This window comes from uncultured Tateyamaria sp. (assembly GCF_947496075.1).
In the GTDB taxonomy this organism is placed as follows: Bacteria; Pseudomonadota; Alphaproteobacteria; order Rhodobacterales; family Rhodobacteraceae; genus Tateyamaria.
The window spans coordinates 53236-68449 of sequence record NZ_CANMBJ010000008.1; the positions used below are offsets into that span (position 1 = coordinate 53236).

The window sequence follows — 15214 nt, forward strand, 5'->3', positions numbered from 1 at the left end:
CCATGAAAGCCATGATGCTGGGCTTTGCCGCATTGATCGTGATTTCCGTGGGCTCGTATTTCGCGCTGCAAGAATTGGGTTTTTCATCCGAGACCCGTGGTTCAGGCGATGCCGTGAGGTTGGACTGATCCCATGAACGCCCCGCACAAATCCACGCCGGACATCTATGGCACGTCTTTGGCCGGTGCCTCGGTCCTGGTGATCGATGATGAACCGGGGATGCGCCATTTCCTGACCAAGACGCTTGAAACGCGGGTAAAGCGTGTGGACGCTGTGGGGTCGCCTGCGCAGGCAACCATGGCACTGGACGAGGCGCAATATGATCTGGTGATCATCGACAACCTGATGCCGGGCGGCACCGGGCTGGATTGGATGACCGAACAAAAGCGCAAGGGCTTGTTTGCTGACGCGATCCTGATCACGGCCTATGCCGATCTTGAGACTGCCATCGCGGCGTTGCGTGCGGGCGTCAGCGACTTCGTGTTGAAACCCTTCCGCGCCAACCAGATCCTGAGCGCCGTGGCCCGCACGCTGGATCGCAAGTATCTGCAGCGCGACAACACCCTGCTGCGCCGCGAGCTTTCCAGCGGCAACGGGCATGGCAAGTTGCTGGGCAACTCCGAACCGATGGAAGACGTGCGCGCGATACTGTCGCGGCTGGCACCCTTGCCGACACCTGTGCTGTTCACCGGGGCCAGTGGCACGGGCAAGGAAATGGCTGCCCGCCATTTGCACGACCTGTCGGATCGGGCGGATGCGCCCTTTGTCCCTGTGAACTGCGCAACGATCCAGCCTGATCGTTTTGCAGAGGAGCTGTTCGGTGTGGTTGAGGCGGAGGACCGTTTGAAACCAGGGCTGCTGCTGCTCGCCGATGGTGGCACGCTGTTGCTCGATGAGATCGCGCAGATGCCGGAAACAGTGCAGGCCGCGCTGTTGCGTGTACTGGAAGATAAGAAGGTGCGCCCCGTTGGAGCCGAACGCGAGATACGCCTGAACGTGCGGTTCCTCTTTGCCACCAACGATGACATCGAGGCTGCTGTAGAGGCGGGCCGGTTCCGGGCGGACCTTTATCATCGCATCCACGTGGTCAAGATCCACATGCCGCCGCTCAAGGATCGGATGGAGGATATTGTGGAACTGGCAGCCCATTTCATGGAGCAGTTTTCTGCGTCCCTGGCCATGCCCTCGCTGGATCTGGATGAGGAAACGCTGCTTAAGCTGCGCCGCTATAGCTGGCCGGGCAATGTGCGGGAATTGCGCAATCTTATCGAACGCTCGGTCATTTTGGGTGCGCTCCCCGAGGAGTTTTCGGGTGGGGGCAGTGTCACCGGCGCGCAGGCCATCGAGAATCTGGACCTTGTGGTGCAGCGCCACATCCTGCGGATGCTGGACCTGTGTGGCGGCAACCGGGCAGAGGCCGCGCGCCGTCTTGGCGTGTCGCGTAAGACGATCGACCGAAAGATGGCTGCTTGGTCGGGCTGACCGATTGCGCAATCGTGATCCGTGCCGACCGCGACGTAGGGCTAAAGTCGCATATATAGCTAGTTAGCAGGACGCTATCGTATCCAGGCAATAGAGGAGGAATGCGCAATGGCATGGACAAAACCCAAGGCACGCGAAGTGAAGTGCGGCATGGAAATCAACATGTATGGCCCGGGCGAAGACGATGATCGCGGCGCTGAGCGCGACGTAATCTAAGCCAACCTTATTACATGAGACTGATTGTTCTTGGGGCAGCCGCCGGAGGGGGGCTGCCCCAATGGAATTGTGGCTGCCGCAATTGCACGGATGCCCGTGCGGGGGCGATCCCGCGCATGACCCAATCTTCTGTCGCTGTGTCGCTGGACGGGCAGGCATGGGTGGTGTTGAATGCGTCGCCGGATATCCGTGCGCAGGTAGACGCTTGCCCACAAATGCACCCGTCGACGTTGCGCGGGTCACCGATTTCCTCGGTGGTGCTGACGAATGGCGATATCGACCATATCGCCGGGCTTTTGACCCTGCGGGAGAAGACGGCATTTGATGTCTACGCGACCTCTTCAGGGCTCGACATCCTGCGCAGCAATTCGGTCTTTGGCGTCTTGGACCCGGACCTTGTGGCGCAGCACGCTGTGTCGCTTGAGGCGCCCTTTGAACCCTTGCCCGGATTGACAGTGACGCCCTTTGCGGTGCCGGGGAAGGTGGCGTTGTTCCTCGAAGGTGACACGCTCAACCTTGAGGAAGTGGGCGAGCAGACCGTTGGCCTTTTGCTGGAGAGCGCGTCGGCGCGTGTCGCTTACATCCCCGGATGCGCGGCGATCCCTGATTGGCTGATCGATCGTCTTGGCGGGGTGGACCTGCTGCTGTTTGACGGCACTGTATGGAACAATGACGACATGCAACGGACCGGAACTGGAGAAAAGACGGGGGCCCGGATGGGCCACGTGCCGTTGAACGGTGAGCTGGGCAGTCTCACCCGCCTGTCAGATGTGGGCGGGCGCAAAGTGTTCATTCACGTCAACAACACGAACCCCATCCTGCAACCTGACAGCCCCGAGCGGGCTGAGGTCTTGGGCAAGGGATGGGAGATTGCCTTTGACGGGATGGAGATCACCTTATGACCGATCAACCTGACAGCTCGGAGGTGTTCGAGGCGCGGCTGCGTGCTGTTGGCGATGCGCAGTATCACGACAAGCATCCGTTTCACCACTTGCTGCATTCCGGCGGATGCACGCCGGATCAGGTGCGGGCATGGGTCATCAATCGTTACTATTATCAAACGCGCATCCCGATGAAGGATGCAGCATTCATGTCGCGTGTGTCCGATCCCAACCTGCGCCGTGCGTGGCGGTCACGGATTGAGGACCATGATGGTTCTGCGCCCGGTGAAGGGGGAATTGCGCGGTGGCTGAAGTTGGCCGAGGGCGTGGGGTTGGACCCCGACTATGTCGCGTCAGAGGTGGGGATATTGCCTGCCACCCGCTTTGCCGTGGATGCCTATGTGCGCTTTGTGCGGGACGAACCGCTGCTTCCCGCCGTGGCCTCATCGCTGACCGAACTGTTCGCGCCAGCCATCCACAAGAACCGGATTTCTGGGCTGTTGGAGCACTATGATTTCGCGAACAGTGAGACGCTGTCCTATTTCCAGAACCGGCTGACCGAAGCGCCGAAGGACGTCGCCTTTGGTCTGCAATGGGTGATGGACCACGCGGTAACGAAAGCGGATCAGGATGCCGCTGTTCGCGCGCTGACCTTCAAGACCGAGGTGCTGTGGGCGCAGTTGGATGCGCTTTGGTCCGCCTATGTTGAGCCGGGGCGCGTCCCGCCTGGCGGGTGGCAGCCGGGAGAGGGACTGGCGTCATGACGGGGGCCGACGTGCCCTTCCTGCCGCGTGGCGTGCGTACGCAATTTGATGCGGTGCGCAAGGTTGATGTGCTCTTGGGACCCGAGCGGGTTCTGGTGCTGGATCAGGTGGGTACGGCGGTGCTGGGTCGTCTGGATGGGGTGGCGAGCCTTGATCAGATCTCGGCCGATTTGTCGTCTGTGTATGACGCACCAGTGGATGTGATCGCGCCCGATGTGATCGCGTTTGTCGAGGATTTGCGGGACAAGGGGATGGTGCATGTCCATCCGCGTTGATCCCCCCATGGCGATGCTGGCCGAGTTGACGCACCGCTGCCCGCTGGCCTGTCCCTATTGTTCGAACCCGACCGAGTTGCTTGCTAAGGAAACGGAGCTCAGTACCGAGGCATGGGCGGACACCTTCAAGCAGGCGGCAAAGCTGGGTGTCTTGCAACTGCACCTGTCGGGGGGTGAACCCGCGTCGCGGCGCGATCTGGTTGAACTGGTTGCCGCCGCGCGTGAGGCGGGGCTGTACACCAACCTCATCACCTCGGGCATCGGTTTGACCGAGCGTCGTTTGCATGCGCTGGACGAGGCTGGCTTGGATCATGTGCAGCTGTCGCTGCAGGGTGTGACGGCAGCGATGGCCGACCGGATCGGCGGGTACAAGGGTGGGTTTGACCGCAAGATGCATGTGGCCGAGATCATCTCGAACATTGGCTTTCCCCTGACCCTGAACGCGGTGATGCACCGCGAGAACCTGGATGACTTGCCTGCTACCATCGACATGGCCTTGCGGCTGGGCGCGCGTCGGATCGAGATTGCCTGCGTTCAGTTTCAGGGTTGGGCTTTGGTCAACCGGGCCGCCTTGCAGCCGAGCCGGGCGCAGGTGGACGCTGCCAAGAAGACCGTTGCGCGGGCGGTGGAGGCATTGCGGGGCCGATTGGTGATCGACTTTGTGCCGCCCGATTACTATTCGGATTTCCCAAAGGCGTGCATGAATGGCTGGGGTTCGACTGGGTTGAACGTCACCCCAAATGGAACCGTTTTGCCCTGCCACGCGGCAGAAACGATACCGCATTTACAGTTCGACACTGTGACTGAACGGAAGCTGTATGACATCTGGTACGATGGCGCAGCCTTCAATGCCTATCGCGGGACGGACTGGTTGCCTGAGCTGTGTCAGGGATGTGAGCGGCGCGACATTGATTTTGGCGGGTGCCGCTGTCAGGCGATGGCAGTTCTGGGGGATGCGTCTGCGCCTGACCCGGTGTGTCGAAAATCGCCTGGACGCAAGGCGTTGAACGCGCTGTTGGCTGAAGAGGTGCAAGAGGTTGAAGCGCCGGAGTTCGTGTTTCGTCGGTAGGAGGGGGCCATGCGACGGAGAGGTCAGAGAACTGTTGCAGCTGCTGCTATTGCGGCGGTTCTGATGTCCACCGCCGCATGGGCTAATTGCACCGAAGATGCGATGATTGTCTTTGATGGGTCCGGCTCCATGGCCGAGATGGGCTTTAACCAGATCAACGAGCCACGCATTTTTGAGGCCCGTCGCGCGGTGCGCACGGCTATGCCGCAGGTGGCGCCGTTTCGGCGGATTGGGCTGATTATATACGGTCCCGGTGGGGCGGGTGGTGCCGGTGAGTGTTCCGGCGTCGACTTGCGCTTTGGTCCGCGCGTGGACGCTGCCGACGCCGTGATTGCCGCAGTAGACACTCTGGAACCCGAAGGCAGGACGGCGCTGACCGAAGCGGTGACTTTGGCGGTCGAAACGCTTGGGTCGTCGACCCAGCCGGGCACCGTGGTGCTTGTCACCGATGGTCGCGAAACCTGCGGTGGGCAGACCTGTGCGCTGGCCAATCAGCTGATGGGCACGGGCCTGACTGTCCATGTGATCGGCTTTAAGGTCAGGGGTGAGCATTTTGGTTGGGAAAGTCAGGGGCAGACGGATTACCAGACGTCCGTCAGCGGGGCCAAGTGCCTCGCCACGCAGACCGGTGGGGAGTATGTGAACACCGAAACCGTGGATGAACTGGTTGCAGCTATGACCCGTACTCTTGGTTGCAAGCTGCTGTTCTAGCCGGGTGCCGATTGTCGCCACCGCGTTGCGCGCTCCTCCATCATGCGGAGCAGGGTGAATTCCAAAAGCAGCATGAAGGCCACGAAGCTGAGCGCGTAAGCCAGCACGTAGCCGGTTTCGAACAGTTGGAAATAGAGGTGGATCTGGAAGCCGATCCCGTTGCTACGTCCCAGAAACTCGACCACCAGCACGATCTTCCAGATAATGGCGAGGCCGTTGCGGATGGAACTGGCAATATAGGGCCAAAGCTGCGGGACAATGACGTGCCGCAGTTGGGCGCCGCGGCTCATGCGGAACACGCGCGCCATGTCGCGCAGCTTGGGGTCCAGTGCTTGTACCCCTTCGCGGATTGATACGGCCACCATGGCCGTTTTGTTCAAGGCAACGGCGGTGATTGCGGCCACCTCGTTCAGGCCGATCCAAAGGTAGCACAGTACAATGACCACCAGAGCAGGGACATTGAGAAGTACGACCAGCCATGGGGAAAACCAGCGATTGATGGTGGTGTTCACGCCCATGAAAAAGCCGATGGCGCAGCCGAACCCCATGGCGAGCGAGAAGGCTGCTGCAACACGCAAAAGCGTTGCGGTGAAGTGGACCTGCAACTCTCCTCGGGCCAATTCGTCCGTGAAGATGCCCCATACCTGGTTGGGTGCGGGCAGAACGCTGGGGTCACTTCCAACCCATGCCGCTGCCCACCACAGGGCCAGCATGGCCAGCAGCGATAGCACGAGCGTTTTGGCGTCGAAGCGGGTGTCGGTCATGGGCCGAGCCTGTCACAAATATGATCGTGCCCAAAGCTATTTGGGCTGCGGTCATACCTTAGTCGCATAGGGTCGCGGCATCAGCCGTCATAGGCTGCGCGGGATGTCAGTGATCAAGCCCATAACCTCTTTGCTGCTGTCTGCCATTCTGTGGTGTATGGCCACGATTCTGACTGTTGCCGAACCGCTGAGCCGCGACGTGATCGCCCCCTATATCGTGCCGCCCATGTCCTTGGGTGATCAGATCAATGACCAGGGGGTTTGGCAGCTTTTGAATTCGGGTGGGGCCGAAGCTGGTTACGTGTTCGAGACGGAGCCGATGGCACCTTTGCCGGGCTTCTCCGGGGCTGCGATCAACCTGCTTGTCGTGCTTGATCTGGACGGTCGCTTTCTGGATGTGCAGTTGATTTCGCACAACGAGCCGATCTTTGTTTCTGGCCTGCCGGAAAAGCTGTTTTATGACTTCTTCAAGCAGTACCGGGGGCATTCGATTTCGGACACGCTGGTGGTCGGATCGCCATACGGTGCGGGCAGCGAGGGGTCGGCGCTGGTCTATCTGGATGGTGTGACCAAAGGGACCGCATCGGTTCGTATTGCGCACGAGAGCATCCTGGCGGCTGCCTTGCAGGTGGCACGTGAAAAGATGGGCGGGATTTCGACGGGGCCGCCGGCTTACCCGAACACCGAATACAGCGAAGATCTGACGTGGGAAGACTTGATCACCGAAGGAATAGTGACCCGTAAGGTGGTCACAAACGCCGAGATGGATGTCGCCTTCGAAGGCACGCTTTGGGAGGATGATGACCCAGAGGCCAAGGATGATCCTGATGGCGCTTACTTGGACCTTTGGGTTGTCGACATTGGTGCGCCGTCGATTGCCGAAGCAGTCTTGAGCAATAGCAGCTTTGAAGAATTGCAGGGCTTCATGGAGATTGCCGACACGGACGAGCCTGTGCTGGTGATCGAGGCCGCGCGGCACGGGTTGGTAACCGACGAGTTTGTGCGCAACACTGCCCCCAATCTGATAAGTGCGGAGCAGGGCGGCTTTCCCATCGCTTTTCGTGACAGTGACATCTACGTGGAGCTGAATGATGCGCTGCCCAATGACTTGCACAATGCCGTCTATGACGGGGCCGCTTTGATCCTGCGCACGGACCGGCGTTTGGGCTTTGACCCAACCTCTGATTGGGTGCTGAAGGTCAAGGCATTGCGCGAGCACGGGTCGTTCCAACCCGAGATCGGGTCAGTGACGCTGGACGTGCCGCACGTGACGCCCGAGCGGTTCTATGCCCGGCCTGTGATCGTGAAACCCGCGCCGCCTTGGGTCGATGCGCTGCGCAATCGGGCGGTTGATCTGATCGTGCTTGGGGTGTTTCTGGCGGGCCTCGTCGTTTTGCTCCTTTTGGGGACGAACTGGCTGGCTGCACATCCATGGTTCACGCCGCTTCGGCTGGCCATTCTGGTCTTTGTCACCGGTTTCATCGGCTGGTGGGGGCAGGGCCAGCTTTCCATTGCCACGCCCTTGGCCGTTGCCCGGACCGCGCTGGACGGGGGAAGCTATGCGTTTCTTCTGTATGATCCGTTTTCCCTTGTGATCTGGGGGGTGACCATTGTTGGCTTTGTGCTGTGGGGCAGGGGTTTGTTCTGTGGCTGGCTCTGTCCCTTTGGCGCGCTGCAAGAGTTCGCGCACCATCTGGGGCGGTTCTTGCGTTTGCCACAGATTGAGCCGAATGCGTACTGGGATAACCAGTTGAAGAATCTGAAATACGTTGTGCTTGCGTCACTCGTGGCGTTGTTGTTCACCGCACCGGCGGCATTGGACAAGGCCATCGAAGTGGAGCCGTTCAAGACAGCCATCACCACGTTTTTTGTGCGTGAGTGGTACTATGTCGCCTATGCGGTTGGCCTTCTGGTTCTTTCCATGGTGCTGTTCAAGGGGTTTTGCCGGTATCTGTGCCCGCTGGGGGCTGTCATGGCGATTGGTGGTTTGGTGCGGGGACGCGACTGGATTGCGCGGCGGGCCGAATGCGGGTCGCCATGCCAGCTTTGCAAGGTCAAGTGCAGCTACGGCGCGATCAAGAAGACGGGCGAAATCCAGTACTCCGAATGCTTCCAGTGTCTGGACTGCGTGACGATCCATGATGATGAGAGCCAGTGTGTGCCGCTGATCCTGGCGGCGAAGGGACGCAAATTGCAGGTGGCCGCAGAATGATGAAGCGTCGTCGTTTTCTAGCTATTGCGGCCAGTTTCGCTGCCACGCCAGCGATTGCGCAGCGCACCGATTGGACAGGACACGCCTTTGGCGCAGAGGTGTCGATTGAACTGCGGGGACCCTCCAATGAGTCTGGCCCGGCCCTGCGGCACGTACAGGCGTTGATAGCGGAGGTTGAGGGGCTGTTCTCGCTCTATGATCCCGGGTCAGACCTTGTGTTGCTGAACGGGAAGGGTATGCGGAATGTGCCGGCGCGTTTCGAAACCCTGATGCGGATCGCGGATCAGGCGCACCACCTGACCGACGGGTTGTTCGATCCGACCGTTCAGCCGCTTTGGCAGGCTCTGGCAGAGGGTGGGGACGTTGCGGGTGCGCGTCGTTTTGTCGGTTGGGATCGTGTGACGATGCGCGGCAACAGGGTGCAGCTTGGGGCCGGGCAGGCGCTGACTTTCAACGGCATTGCGCAAGGGTTCGCGACGGATTTGGTGTCGGACATGCTGCGCGATCGCGGCTTTGAGCGGACGTTGGTCAACATTGGGGAACATCGTGGGTCGGGCGGCCCTTGGCGGCTGGGGCTTACCGACCCTGTCCATGGTCGGCTGGCGATGCGAACAATCGAAAACATGGCCGTTGCAACATCAAGCCCCATGGCGACGCCGGTGGGACTGAGCGGCCACATCGTACACGCCGTACAGACCCCACGTTGGTCAACTGTGTCGGTCGAGGCTGAGACGGCAACCATGGCCGACGCGCTGTCGACCGGTTTGGCGTTGGGTGATCTGGAATTGGCGGAACGGGTGCGTGGGGCGAAGGGGGTTCACAGGATCACCTTGATTGATCCGGGGGGAGACTTGATCACACTTTGACGACACAAACGAAAAGGGCGGGGATGATCCCCGCCCTTCGTCTTTTGAATAGCTGTGGATCAGCTTGCGGCGGTCACCGCGCGGCCGGTCATCACCTTGACCAGATGCGCCCGATAGGTCGCCGAGCCGTGCAGATCGGTGATCATGTTGTCAGGTGACACGCTCAGACCGTCGAGCGCAGATGCAGAGAAGTCGGTGCTCAATGCGCCTTCGGCTTCGGTCCAACGGAACACGCCCTCGTTTGAAGCACCCGTCACCGCCACGCGCACCCCGTCTGCCAATTTGGCGACAAACACACCGACCAAGGCAAAGCGCGACGCGGGCTGGACGAACTTCTGGTAGTTGGCTGCTTGGGGGATTGGGAACTTGACGGCGGTGATGATTTCACCTTCGTCCAAGGCTGTGTCGAACATGCCCTGGAAGTAGTCATCTGCCGCGATCTCGCGCGTGTTGGTGATGATGGTCGCCCCTGACGCCAGTGCAGCCGCAGGATAGCAGGCCGCCGGGTCGTTGTTGGCCAGCGATCCAGCAATGGTGCCGCGGTTGCGGACGGCAGGATCGCCGATATTCGAGGCCAGCGCCGACAGGGCAGGGTAGCTGCCATCGGCTGCGACTGCGGCGTGGGTGGTCGCCCCACCAATGCGCAGCGTATCACCCTCTTTAGTTATGCCCTGCATCTCGGCCACGCTGGATAGGGATACCAGCTTGGATGGGCTGGCGAGGCGCTGTTTCAGCGTGGGGATCAGTGTCTGCCCCCCGCCCAGTGCTTGCGCATCCTCGACCCCCATCGCTGTGGCGGCTTCGGCAATCGTGCCCGGTTTTTCAACGTCGAAATCATACATCTGAAGCCTCCTTTACTCAGCGTTCTGCATGGCGTCCCACACGCGGGCGGGCGAGACGGGCATGTCGATATGGGTGACGTTCTTGCCGCCTGATTGCAGGGCGTCGATCACTGCGTTCACGACCGTCGGGGGCGAGCCGATGGCCCCGGCCTCGCCGCACCCTTTGACGCCTAGCGGGTTGTGGGTACAGGGTGTGCCCTGGTTGTGGTCAACGGCGAACATCGGCATGTCGTCGGCGCGGGGCATGGTGTAATCCATGTAAGATGCGCTGAGCAGCTGGCCGTTTTCGTCGTAGGTTGTGTTTTCGACCAGTGCCTGACCGATCCCTTGCGCCAGACCGCCATGGACCTGACCGGTCACGATCATCGGGTTGATGATGTTGCCGAAATCGTCAACGGCGGTCATCCGGTCCACGCGCACCTTGCCCGTTTCGGGGTCCACCTCAACCTCACAGGCATAGGCGCCCGAAGGGTAGGTGAAGTTCGCAGGGTCGTAGAAGGCCGTTTCCTCCAGGCCCGGTTCGATGTCTTCGAGCGGGTATTCGTGGGGGATATACGCCTTCAGCGCGACCTCGCCAAAGGTCACCGACTTGTCCGTGCCAGAGACTGAGAACACGCCGTCAGACAACGTGATGTCGTGCTCGGATGCTTCCAGCATGTGGCCGGCGATCTTCTTGGCCTTGTTGATGATTTTTTCGGTCGCGCGGACCACGGCAGAGCCACAGACCGCCAGCGAGCGTGAGCCGTAGGTGCCCATGCCGAAGGGGATCTTGGACGTGTCGCCATGTACGATGTCGATCACGCCGGGGTCGATCCCCAGCATCTCGGCCACCACTTGGGGGAAGGCCGTTTCGTGCCCTTGCCCGTGGCTGTGCGCGCCGACCATGACGCTCAGGTTGCCGGTGGCGTTCACCCTCACTGTGGCTGCGTCGTACAGACCCACGCGAGAGCCCAGCACACCGACGAGGTTCGAGGGGGCGATTCCGCACGCCTCGATATAGGCGTTCACGCCGAAGCCGCGCAGCAGGCCCTTGGCTTCGCTTGCCTTACGCCGGGTTTCGAACCCCGCCACATCCGCGACTTCTTCCATCTTATCCATGAGAGCGTCGTAATTGCCCGAGTCGTATTCCAGACCTGCGGCTGACGCGAACGGGTACTGGTCGGGCTTCACGAAGTTCTTGCGGCGCAGCTCGATGGGATCCATGCTCAGTTCGCGCGCGGCTTTGTCGATGACCCGTTCTATGGAATAGGTCGCCTCGGGCCGACCTGCACCGCGATAGGCATCGACGGGCGCGGTGTTGGTGAAGACTGCCTTCACGTTCACATAGACCAGCGGCACCGTGTAGTTCCCGGCCATCAGCGTGCCATGCAAGAAGGTCGGCGTGGCTGTCGAGAAGTTTGACAGATACGCGCCCACATTCGCCTTGGTGTCGGTGCGGAAGGCGAGGAATTTGCCGTCCGCGTCCAGCGCGAGTTCGATCTTGGTCACGTGGTCGCGGCCATGGGCGTCGGTCAGGAAGCTCTCGGTCCGGTCTGCCGTCCATTTCACCGGACGCCCCAGCTTTTTGGCCGCAGCCAACACAAGAGCTTCTTCGCCATAATGATAGATCTTCGACCCAAAACCACCGCCCACGTCGGGCGCAATGACTGTCAGCATGTTCTCGGGGATCCCAAGCACAAAGGCCGAGATCAGCAGCCGCGTCAGGTGAGGATTCTGCGAGGTTGTGTGCAGAGTGTACTCACCCGTGCTGGCCTTATAGCTGCCGATGGACGCGCGCGGCTCCATCGCGTTGGGCACAAGGCGGTTGTTCACCAGTTCCAGCGTGGTGACGTGATGCGCGTTCTTGATCGCGTTGTCCGTCGCCTCGCGGTTGTCCTCGATCCAGCCCCAGTCAAAGCACTGGTTGGTTTCGATCTCGTTATGGACGAAATTCGAACCCGACAGCGCGTCGTTCATGTCCACGACAGCGGGCAGTTCGTCGATGTCTGCCTCGATGGCTTCGACCGCGTCGCGGGCCTGTTCAACGGTTTCCGCGATCACTGCGGCATAGGCGTCGCCCACATGGCGCACCTTGCCATGCGCCAATACGGGGCGCTTGGGTTCCTTCATCGGCTCGCCGTCGCGCGAGTTGATCAGCCAGCCAGCGGGGTTGCCGCCCACCTCGACGAAATCCTCGCCGGTGAACACGGCCAGCACGCCGGGCATGGCCGAGGCGGCGGAGGTGTCGATGGACTTGATCGTGCCATGTGCGACGGTCGAGCGGGCAAAAACTGCGTAGGTCTGTTTCGCCAGTTGAATGTCATCCGTGTATTCGCCGGTTCCGGTCAGGAAACGGACGTCTTCGCGGCGCACTGTGGCGGCGCCAATCCCTGTATCTTTGGGCATATTGGTCTCTCCCTTATTCGGCGGCCAGAGCGGGTACGTCCTGACCGGACGCGGCCATGATCGCTTTGACGATGTTGTGGTACCCGGTGCACCGGCAAATGTTGCCTTCGAGGTATTCGCGCACCTCGGCCTCGGACGGCTTGGGGTTCTCCTTGAGCAAGGCCGCTGCCGACATCACCATCCCCGGAGTACAAAACCCGCATTGCAGGCCGTGATGATCCTGAAACGCCTGCTGGATCACGTTCAGCGAGCCATCGGCGTTTGCCTGACCTTCGATCGTATCGACCGTCGCGCCGTCCGCTTCGGCGGCCAGCATTGTGCAGGATTTCACGGCTTGCCCATCCACATGCACCACGCAGGCCCCGCATTGAGACGTATCGCAGCCGATATGCGTGCCGGTCAGGCCCTGATCTTCGCGCAGAAAGGACGACAGCAATGTCCGTCCTTCCACGTCGCCCGAGACGGCCTTTCCGTTCACCGTCATGGTTACCTTTGTCATCCTGTCCTCCCTTAGAACATCTCGTTGTGTTTGGTGCGCTTAGGTGACCAAGCGCTTGAGCCATCCCTTCTTGGGCGTGTCTTCCGACGCCTCGGGGTCTGTTTCTTCGGTGGGTGATGCGCCCACGTGATCCTGAAAGTTGGTAAAGAACTGATCGGCCATCTTCTTGGCGAAGCCGTCGATGATGCGGCTGCCCAATTGCGCCAGTTTGCCGCCAACCTTTGCTTCGACCTCGTAGTGCAGGACTGTTTGCGCCCCCTGCGCTTCCAGCCGCACATTGGCACCGCCCTTGGCAAAGCCCGCAGCCCCGCCTTTGCCCTCGCCCGCGATGGTGACGCTTTCGGGGGGTTGCATGTCAGAGAGGGTTACGGCCCCTTTGAACGTTGCTTTGACCGGGCCGACTTTTTGTACAACCGTGGCAGTAAAGCCTTCCTCAGGGGTGCCTGTCATTTCCTGACAGCCCGGGACGCAGAGTTTCAACATCTCGGGATCAAGGATGGCCGCCCAGACCAGATCGCGTTCGGCATCAATGACACGTGAATCGCTGAGATTCATGAGAGTCCCCCTTCTACTTCCTGCGGAGCCTATGGTGCAGGGGGACGGGACACTATTCGACCAAGTGTGTACGACCAAAGTCGCTCTTACCGTTCGGGGGTTTGGTGCGTCAGTCCATACTTCTCGTAGATGGCAGAAATCCGGCCATCCTGAAGTGCGTAGTTGATGGCGTCATCGACTGAATAGGACAGAGGACGGTAGCGAAAATTCACCGCCACTCCTAACGTCCACTGGCTGATCGCAAATCCGGCCAGAGCTGGTTGGTGCACATCCGTGCTGTCCGTCAGCCCATGTTCAAGTTCGCCCAACGGACCCATCACGGCTTTGACGCTACCGGCGTTCAATGCGGCCATTGCAGCGGCCGTGGTAGGGAAGCGGCGGATGTTGCCCTGAAGTTGCCCACCAACAAATCCAGACAAATAAAAGTCCGAGATCGAGTCATTCTCGACCCCAACAGTGTCGAAGCGGAAATAGGCGGGGACGGGTTTATCTTCGGGGTAGGTTGCCTTGTCATAGGCGATGGCGATGCTTTCGCCTGCGTATTGTCCGGTGAATACCACCTGTTCAACACGGCATTTGAAGGCGCTGTCATAAGGGATCCGCATCATCACGTTGGCGATCCGGCCCCCGATCAGTGCACCTCGCCATATGTTGTTTCGTAGATCGGCGTCAAGGTTTTCCCCCGCATCAACAAAATTGAACCGCGCTTCGACCCCCAAATCCTTGGCGATGATGCGCGCAATCTCGATATCGACGCCCTTTGGCTCTCCGCCTTCTTCCCAGGAATAAGGTGGGTAGTCTTCGTAGACGGCGAAGAGCATGTGGCCTTGGTCCTGGATCTCGTCCATTTCCTTGCCCACGATGTCGCGACCGACATTCTGGGGCTTGGGCTGGGGCACATAATCTGCACATGGATCAGCAGCATGGGCCTGCCCCGTCCAGGACAGACCCATAACCACCAGGGAGAAGATCGTGTTTCGAATTGTCATACCGTCAGTTTGCGGCAGACAATCCGATGGTCAAGGCCTCGGAAGCCGACTTGTAAGCGCCCGGTGTCCCGTCGATCAGGTTCGCAGCACGGAAGGCGACGCTGTCGGCCACAGGAGCGCCTGACAGGGTCGGGATTTCACCTGCGATTTCACCCAGCCGTGCCTTGAGTGCGTCAGCATCTGCGCCGCTGGCGTCGCTGGTGTAGCCAGCCAGTTCGTCGCGGAGTGTTTTTAGTTCGTCTGCAACTTCTTCCATCGCCATGTCATCGGGGCGGGCTTCGATGTAAGTGCGGATAGCCCATGCAGCCTCCTGGCCCAAAAGCTCACCAAAGGCCGGCATCTTGGTGATGCCGTTCTGGGTGTAGCCTTCAACGAAGCGTTCGACATACCATTCATCGCCGTATTCTTCGGCTTCAAGGAACCGCAGATCGGGTGCCAAGCCACCTGAAACAACTTCAAGCCCATGGCACCGTGCGCAGTTCTGGTTGTAACCTGACGCGCCGATTTCAACGGCGCGCAGCCAGGTTTCCTCACCCACCTTGTCGGCGCGATAGGGATTTTCGGTCAGCCACTCGCCTTCAATCATGGGCAGGCCAGTGGTGTCCACCGCCTGCGGTGCGACGTCGCCGTGGGCAACGGCAAGCGTTGCGATAGCCGTCAGTGCGCCGGCCATAAGAAACTGTTTTCGGGTTGTGCTTTTCATC

Annotated in this window: 17 protein-coding genes; 10 read left to right on the forward strand and 7 right to left on the reverse strand. The window is 60.4% G+C overall.

Going from position 1 to position 15214, the window contains the following annotated elements; translation table 11 throughout:
* Window positions 1-2: 2 nt before the first annotated feature.
* The 8 genes from Q1A51_RS23505 (at window position 3) to Q1A51_RS23540 (ending at window position 5398) form a co-directional block, all read left to right on the forward strand.
* On the forward strand, window positions 3-128 hold the full coding sequence (locus tag Q1A51_RS23505; protein WP_299210100.1) for a hypothetical protein: 126 nt from the start codon (window positions 3-5) through the stop codon (window positions 126-128).
* A gap of 4 nt (window positions 129-132) precedes the next feature.
* Window positions 133-1482: a sigma-54 dependent transcriptional regulator gene (locus Q1A51_RS23510; RefSeq protein ID WP_299606581.1), complete on the forward strand. Its 1350-nt coding sequence runs from the start codon at window positions 133-135 to the stop codon at window positions 1480-1482.
* Window positions 1483-1590: 108 nt separating this feature from the next.
* Window positions 1591-1698 (forward strand): pyrroloquinoline quinone precursor peptide PqqA, encoded by a 108-nt coding sequence (gene pqqA / locus Q1A51_RS23515; RefSeq protein WP_076630733.1) that lies wholly within the window; start codon window positions 1591-1593, stop codon window positions 1696-1698.
* Between the two features lie 14 nt (window positions 1699-1712).
* Window positions 1713-2600, forward strand: a complete 888-nt coding sequence (gene pqqB, locus Q1A51_RS23520; RefSeq protein WP_299606576.1) for a pyrroloquinoline quinone biosynthesis protein PqqB — start codon at window positions 1713-1715, stop codon at window positions 2598-2600.
* A complete protein-coding gene (pqqC, locus tag Q1A51_RS23525; RefSeq protein ID WP_299606572.1) occupies window positions 2597-3343 on the forward strand; it encodes a pyrroloquinoline-quinone synthase PqqC in 747 nt (248 codons plus the stop codon). The genes pqqB and pqqC overlap by 4 nt, the downstream gene beginning before the upstream one ends.
* Window positions 3340-3618: a pyrroloquinoline quinone biosynthesis peptide chaperone PqqD gene (gene pqqD, locus Q1A51_RS23530; protein ID WP_299606569.1), complete on the forward strand. Its 279-nt coding sequence runs from the start codon at window positions 3340-3342 to the stop codon at window positions 3616-3618. Before pqqC ends, pqqD begins: the two co-directional genes overlap by 4 nt.
* Complete coding sequence (gene pqqE, locus Q1A51_RS23535; RefSeq protein ID WP_299606566.1) at window positions 3602-4687, forward strand: pyrroloquinoline quinone biosynthesis protein PqqE; 1086 nt, start codon at window positions 3602-3604, stop codon at window positions 4685-4687. Before pqqD ends, pqqE begins: the two co-directional genes overlap by 17 nt.
* Window positions 4688-4696: 9 nt before the next feature.
* Entirely contained in the window at window positions 4697-5398 is a 702-nt protein-coding gene (locus Q1A51_RS23540; RefSeq protein WP_299606563.1) for a vWA domain-containing protein, read from the forward strand.
* Here Q1A51_RS23540 and Q1A51_RS23545 read toward each other — a convergent pair.
* On the reverse strand, window positions 5395-6162 hold the full coding sequence (locus Q1A51_RS23545; protein WP_299606560.1) for an ABC transporter permease: 768 nt from the start codon (window positions 6160-6162) through the stop codon (window positions 5395-5397). The two genes, Q1A51_RS23540 and Q1A51_RS23545, sit on opposite strands and share 4 nt — an antisense overlap.
* 157 nt (window positions 6163-6319) lie before the next feature.
* Here Q1A51_RS23545 and Q1A51_RS23550 point away from each other — a divergent pair, with 157 nt between their 5' ends.
* Complete coding sequence (locus Q1A51_RS23550) at window positions 6320-8374, forward strand: 4Fe-4S binding protein (protein ID WP_299606557.1); 2055 nt, start codon at window positions 6320-6322, stop codon at window positions 8372-8374.
* Complete coding sequence (locus Q1A51_RS23555) at window positions 8371-9240, forward strand: FAD:protein FMN transferase (protein ID WP_299606554.1); 870 nt, start codon at window positions 8371-8373, stop codon at window positions 9238-9240. Before Q1A51_RS23550 ends, Q1A51_RS23555 begins: the two co-directional genes overlap by 4 nt.
* A 59-nt stretch (window positions 9241-9299) precedes the next feature.
* On the opposite strand, the gene Q1A51_RS23560 is transcribed toward Q1A51_RS23555, so the two are convergent.
* The 6 genes from Q1A51_RS23560 to pedF form a co-directional block, all read right to left on the reverse strand.
* Complete coding sequence (locus tag Q1A51_RS23560; protein WP_299606551.1) at window positions 9300-10082, reverse strand: FAD binding domain-containing protein; 783 nt, start codon at window positions 10080-10082, stop codon at window positions 9300-9302.
* Window positions 10083-10094: 12 nt separating this feature from the next.
* Complete coding sequence (locus Q1A51_RS23565; RefSeq protein WP_299606548.1) at window positions 10095-12467, reverse strand: xanthine dehydrogenase family protein molybdopterin-binding subunit; 2373 nt, start codon at window positions 12465-12467, stop codon at window positions 10095-10097.
* A 13-nt stretch (window positions 12468-12480) separates the two neighbouring features.
* Window positions 12481-12966 carry a (2Fe-2S)-binding protein gene (locus Q1A51_RS23570; RefSeq protein WP_299606545.1) on the reverse strand — a complete coding sequence of 162 codons (486 nt, stop codon included), beginning with the start codon at window positions 12964-12966 and terminating at the stop codon, window positions 12481-12483.
* 39 nt (window positions 12967-13005) lie between these two features.
* Window positions 13006-13521 (reverse strand): CoxG family protein, encoded by a 516-nt coding sequence (locus Q1A51_RS23575; RefSeq protein WP_299606542.1) that lies wholly within the window; start codon window positions 13519-13521, stop codon window positions 13006-13008.
* Window positions 13522-13607: 86 nt separating this feature from the next.
* Window positions 13608-14510: a transporter substrate-binding domain-containing protein gene (locus Q1A51_RS23580; protein ID WP_299606539.1), complete on the reverse strand. Its 903-nt coding sequence runs from the start codon at window positions 14508-14510 to the stop codon at window positions 13608-13610.
* A 4-nt stretch (window positions 14511-14514) separates the two neighbouring features.
* Window positions 14515-15213 carry a cytochrome c-550 PedF gene (gene pedF, locus Q1A51_RS23585; protein WP_299606536.1) on the reverse strand — a complete coding sequence of 233 codons (699 nt, stop codon included), beginning with the start codon at window positions 15211-15213 and terminating at the stop codon, window positions 14515-14517.
* Window position 15214 lies beyond the last annotated feature (1 nt).

Excerpts from the sequence above, each read along its gene's own strand:
- Q1A51_RS23555 (WP_299606554.1), top strand. The coding sequence starts at position 8,371 with ATGATGAAGCGTCGTCGTTTTCTAGCTATTGCGGCCAGTTTCGCTGCC.
- Q1A51_RS23570 (WP_299606545.1), bottom strand. The coding sequence starts at position 12,966 with ATGACAAAGGTAACCATGACGGTGAACGGAAAGGCCGTCTCGGGCGAC.
- Q1A51_RS23510 (WP_299606581.1), top strand. The coding sequence starts at position 133 with ATGAACGCCCCGCACAAATCCACGCCGGACATCTATGGCACGTCTTTG.
- pqqD (WP_299606569.1), top strand. The coding sequence starts at position 3,340 with ATGACGGGGGCCGACGTGCCCTTCCTGCCGCGTGGCGTGCGTACGCAA.
- pqqC (WP_299606572.1), top strand. The coding sequence starts at position 2,597 with ATGACCGATCAACCTGACAGCTCGGAGGTGTTCGAGGCGCGGCTGCGT.
- Q1A51_RS23550 (WP_299606557.1), top strand. The coding sequence starts at position 6,320 with ATGGCCACGATTCTGACTGTTGCCGAACCGCTGAGCCGCGACGTGATC.
- pqqE (WP_299606566.1), top strand. The coding sequence starts at position 3,602 with ATGTCCATCCGCGTTGATCCCCCCATGGCGATGCTGGCCGAGTTGACG.
- Q1A51_RS23580 (WP_299606539.1), bottom strand. The coding sequence starts at position 14,510 with ATGACAATTCGAAACACGATCTTCTCCCTGGTGGTTATGGGTCTGTCC.
- pqqA (WP_076630733.1), top strand. The coding sequence starts at position 1,591 with ATGGCATGGACAAAACCCAAGGCACGCGAAGTGAAGTGCGGCATGGAA.
- Q1A51_RS23545 (WP_299606560.1), bottom strand. The coding sequence starts at position 6,162 with ATGACCGACACCCGCTTCGACGCCAAAACGCTCGTGCTATCGCTGCTG.
- Q1A51_RS23565 (WP_299606548.1), bottom strand. The coding sequence starts at position 12,467 with ATGCCCAAAGATACAGGGATTGGCGCCGCCACAGTGCGCCGCGAAGAC.
- pedF (WP_299606536.1), bottom strand. The coding sequence starts at position 15,213 with ATGAAAAGCACAACCCGAAAACAGTTTCTTATGGCCGGCGCACTGACG.
- Q1A51_RS23560 (WP_299606551.1), bottom strand. The coding sequence starts at position 10,082 with ATGTATGATTTCGACGTTGAAAAACCGGGCACGATTGCCGAAGCCGCC.
- pqqB (WP_299606576.1), top strand. The coding sequence starts at position 1,713 with ATGAGACTGATTGTTCTTGGGGCAGCCGCCGGAGGGGGGCTGCCCCAA.
- Q1A51_RS23505 (WP_299210100.1), top strand. The coding sequence starts at position 3 with ATGAAAGCCATGATGCTGGGCTTTGCCGCATTGATCGTGATTTCCGTG.
- Q1A51_RS23540 (WP_299606563.1), top strand. The coding sequence starts at position 4,697 with ATGCGACGGAGAGGTCAGAGAACTGTTGCAGCTGCTGCTATTGCGGCG.
- Q1A51_RS23575 (WP_299606542.1), bottom strand. The coding sequence starts at position 13,521 with ATGAATCTCAGCGATTCACGTGTCATTGATGCCGAACGCGATCTGGTC.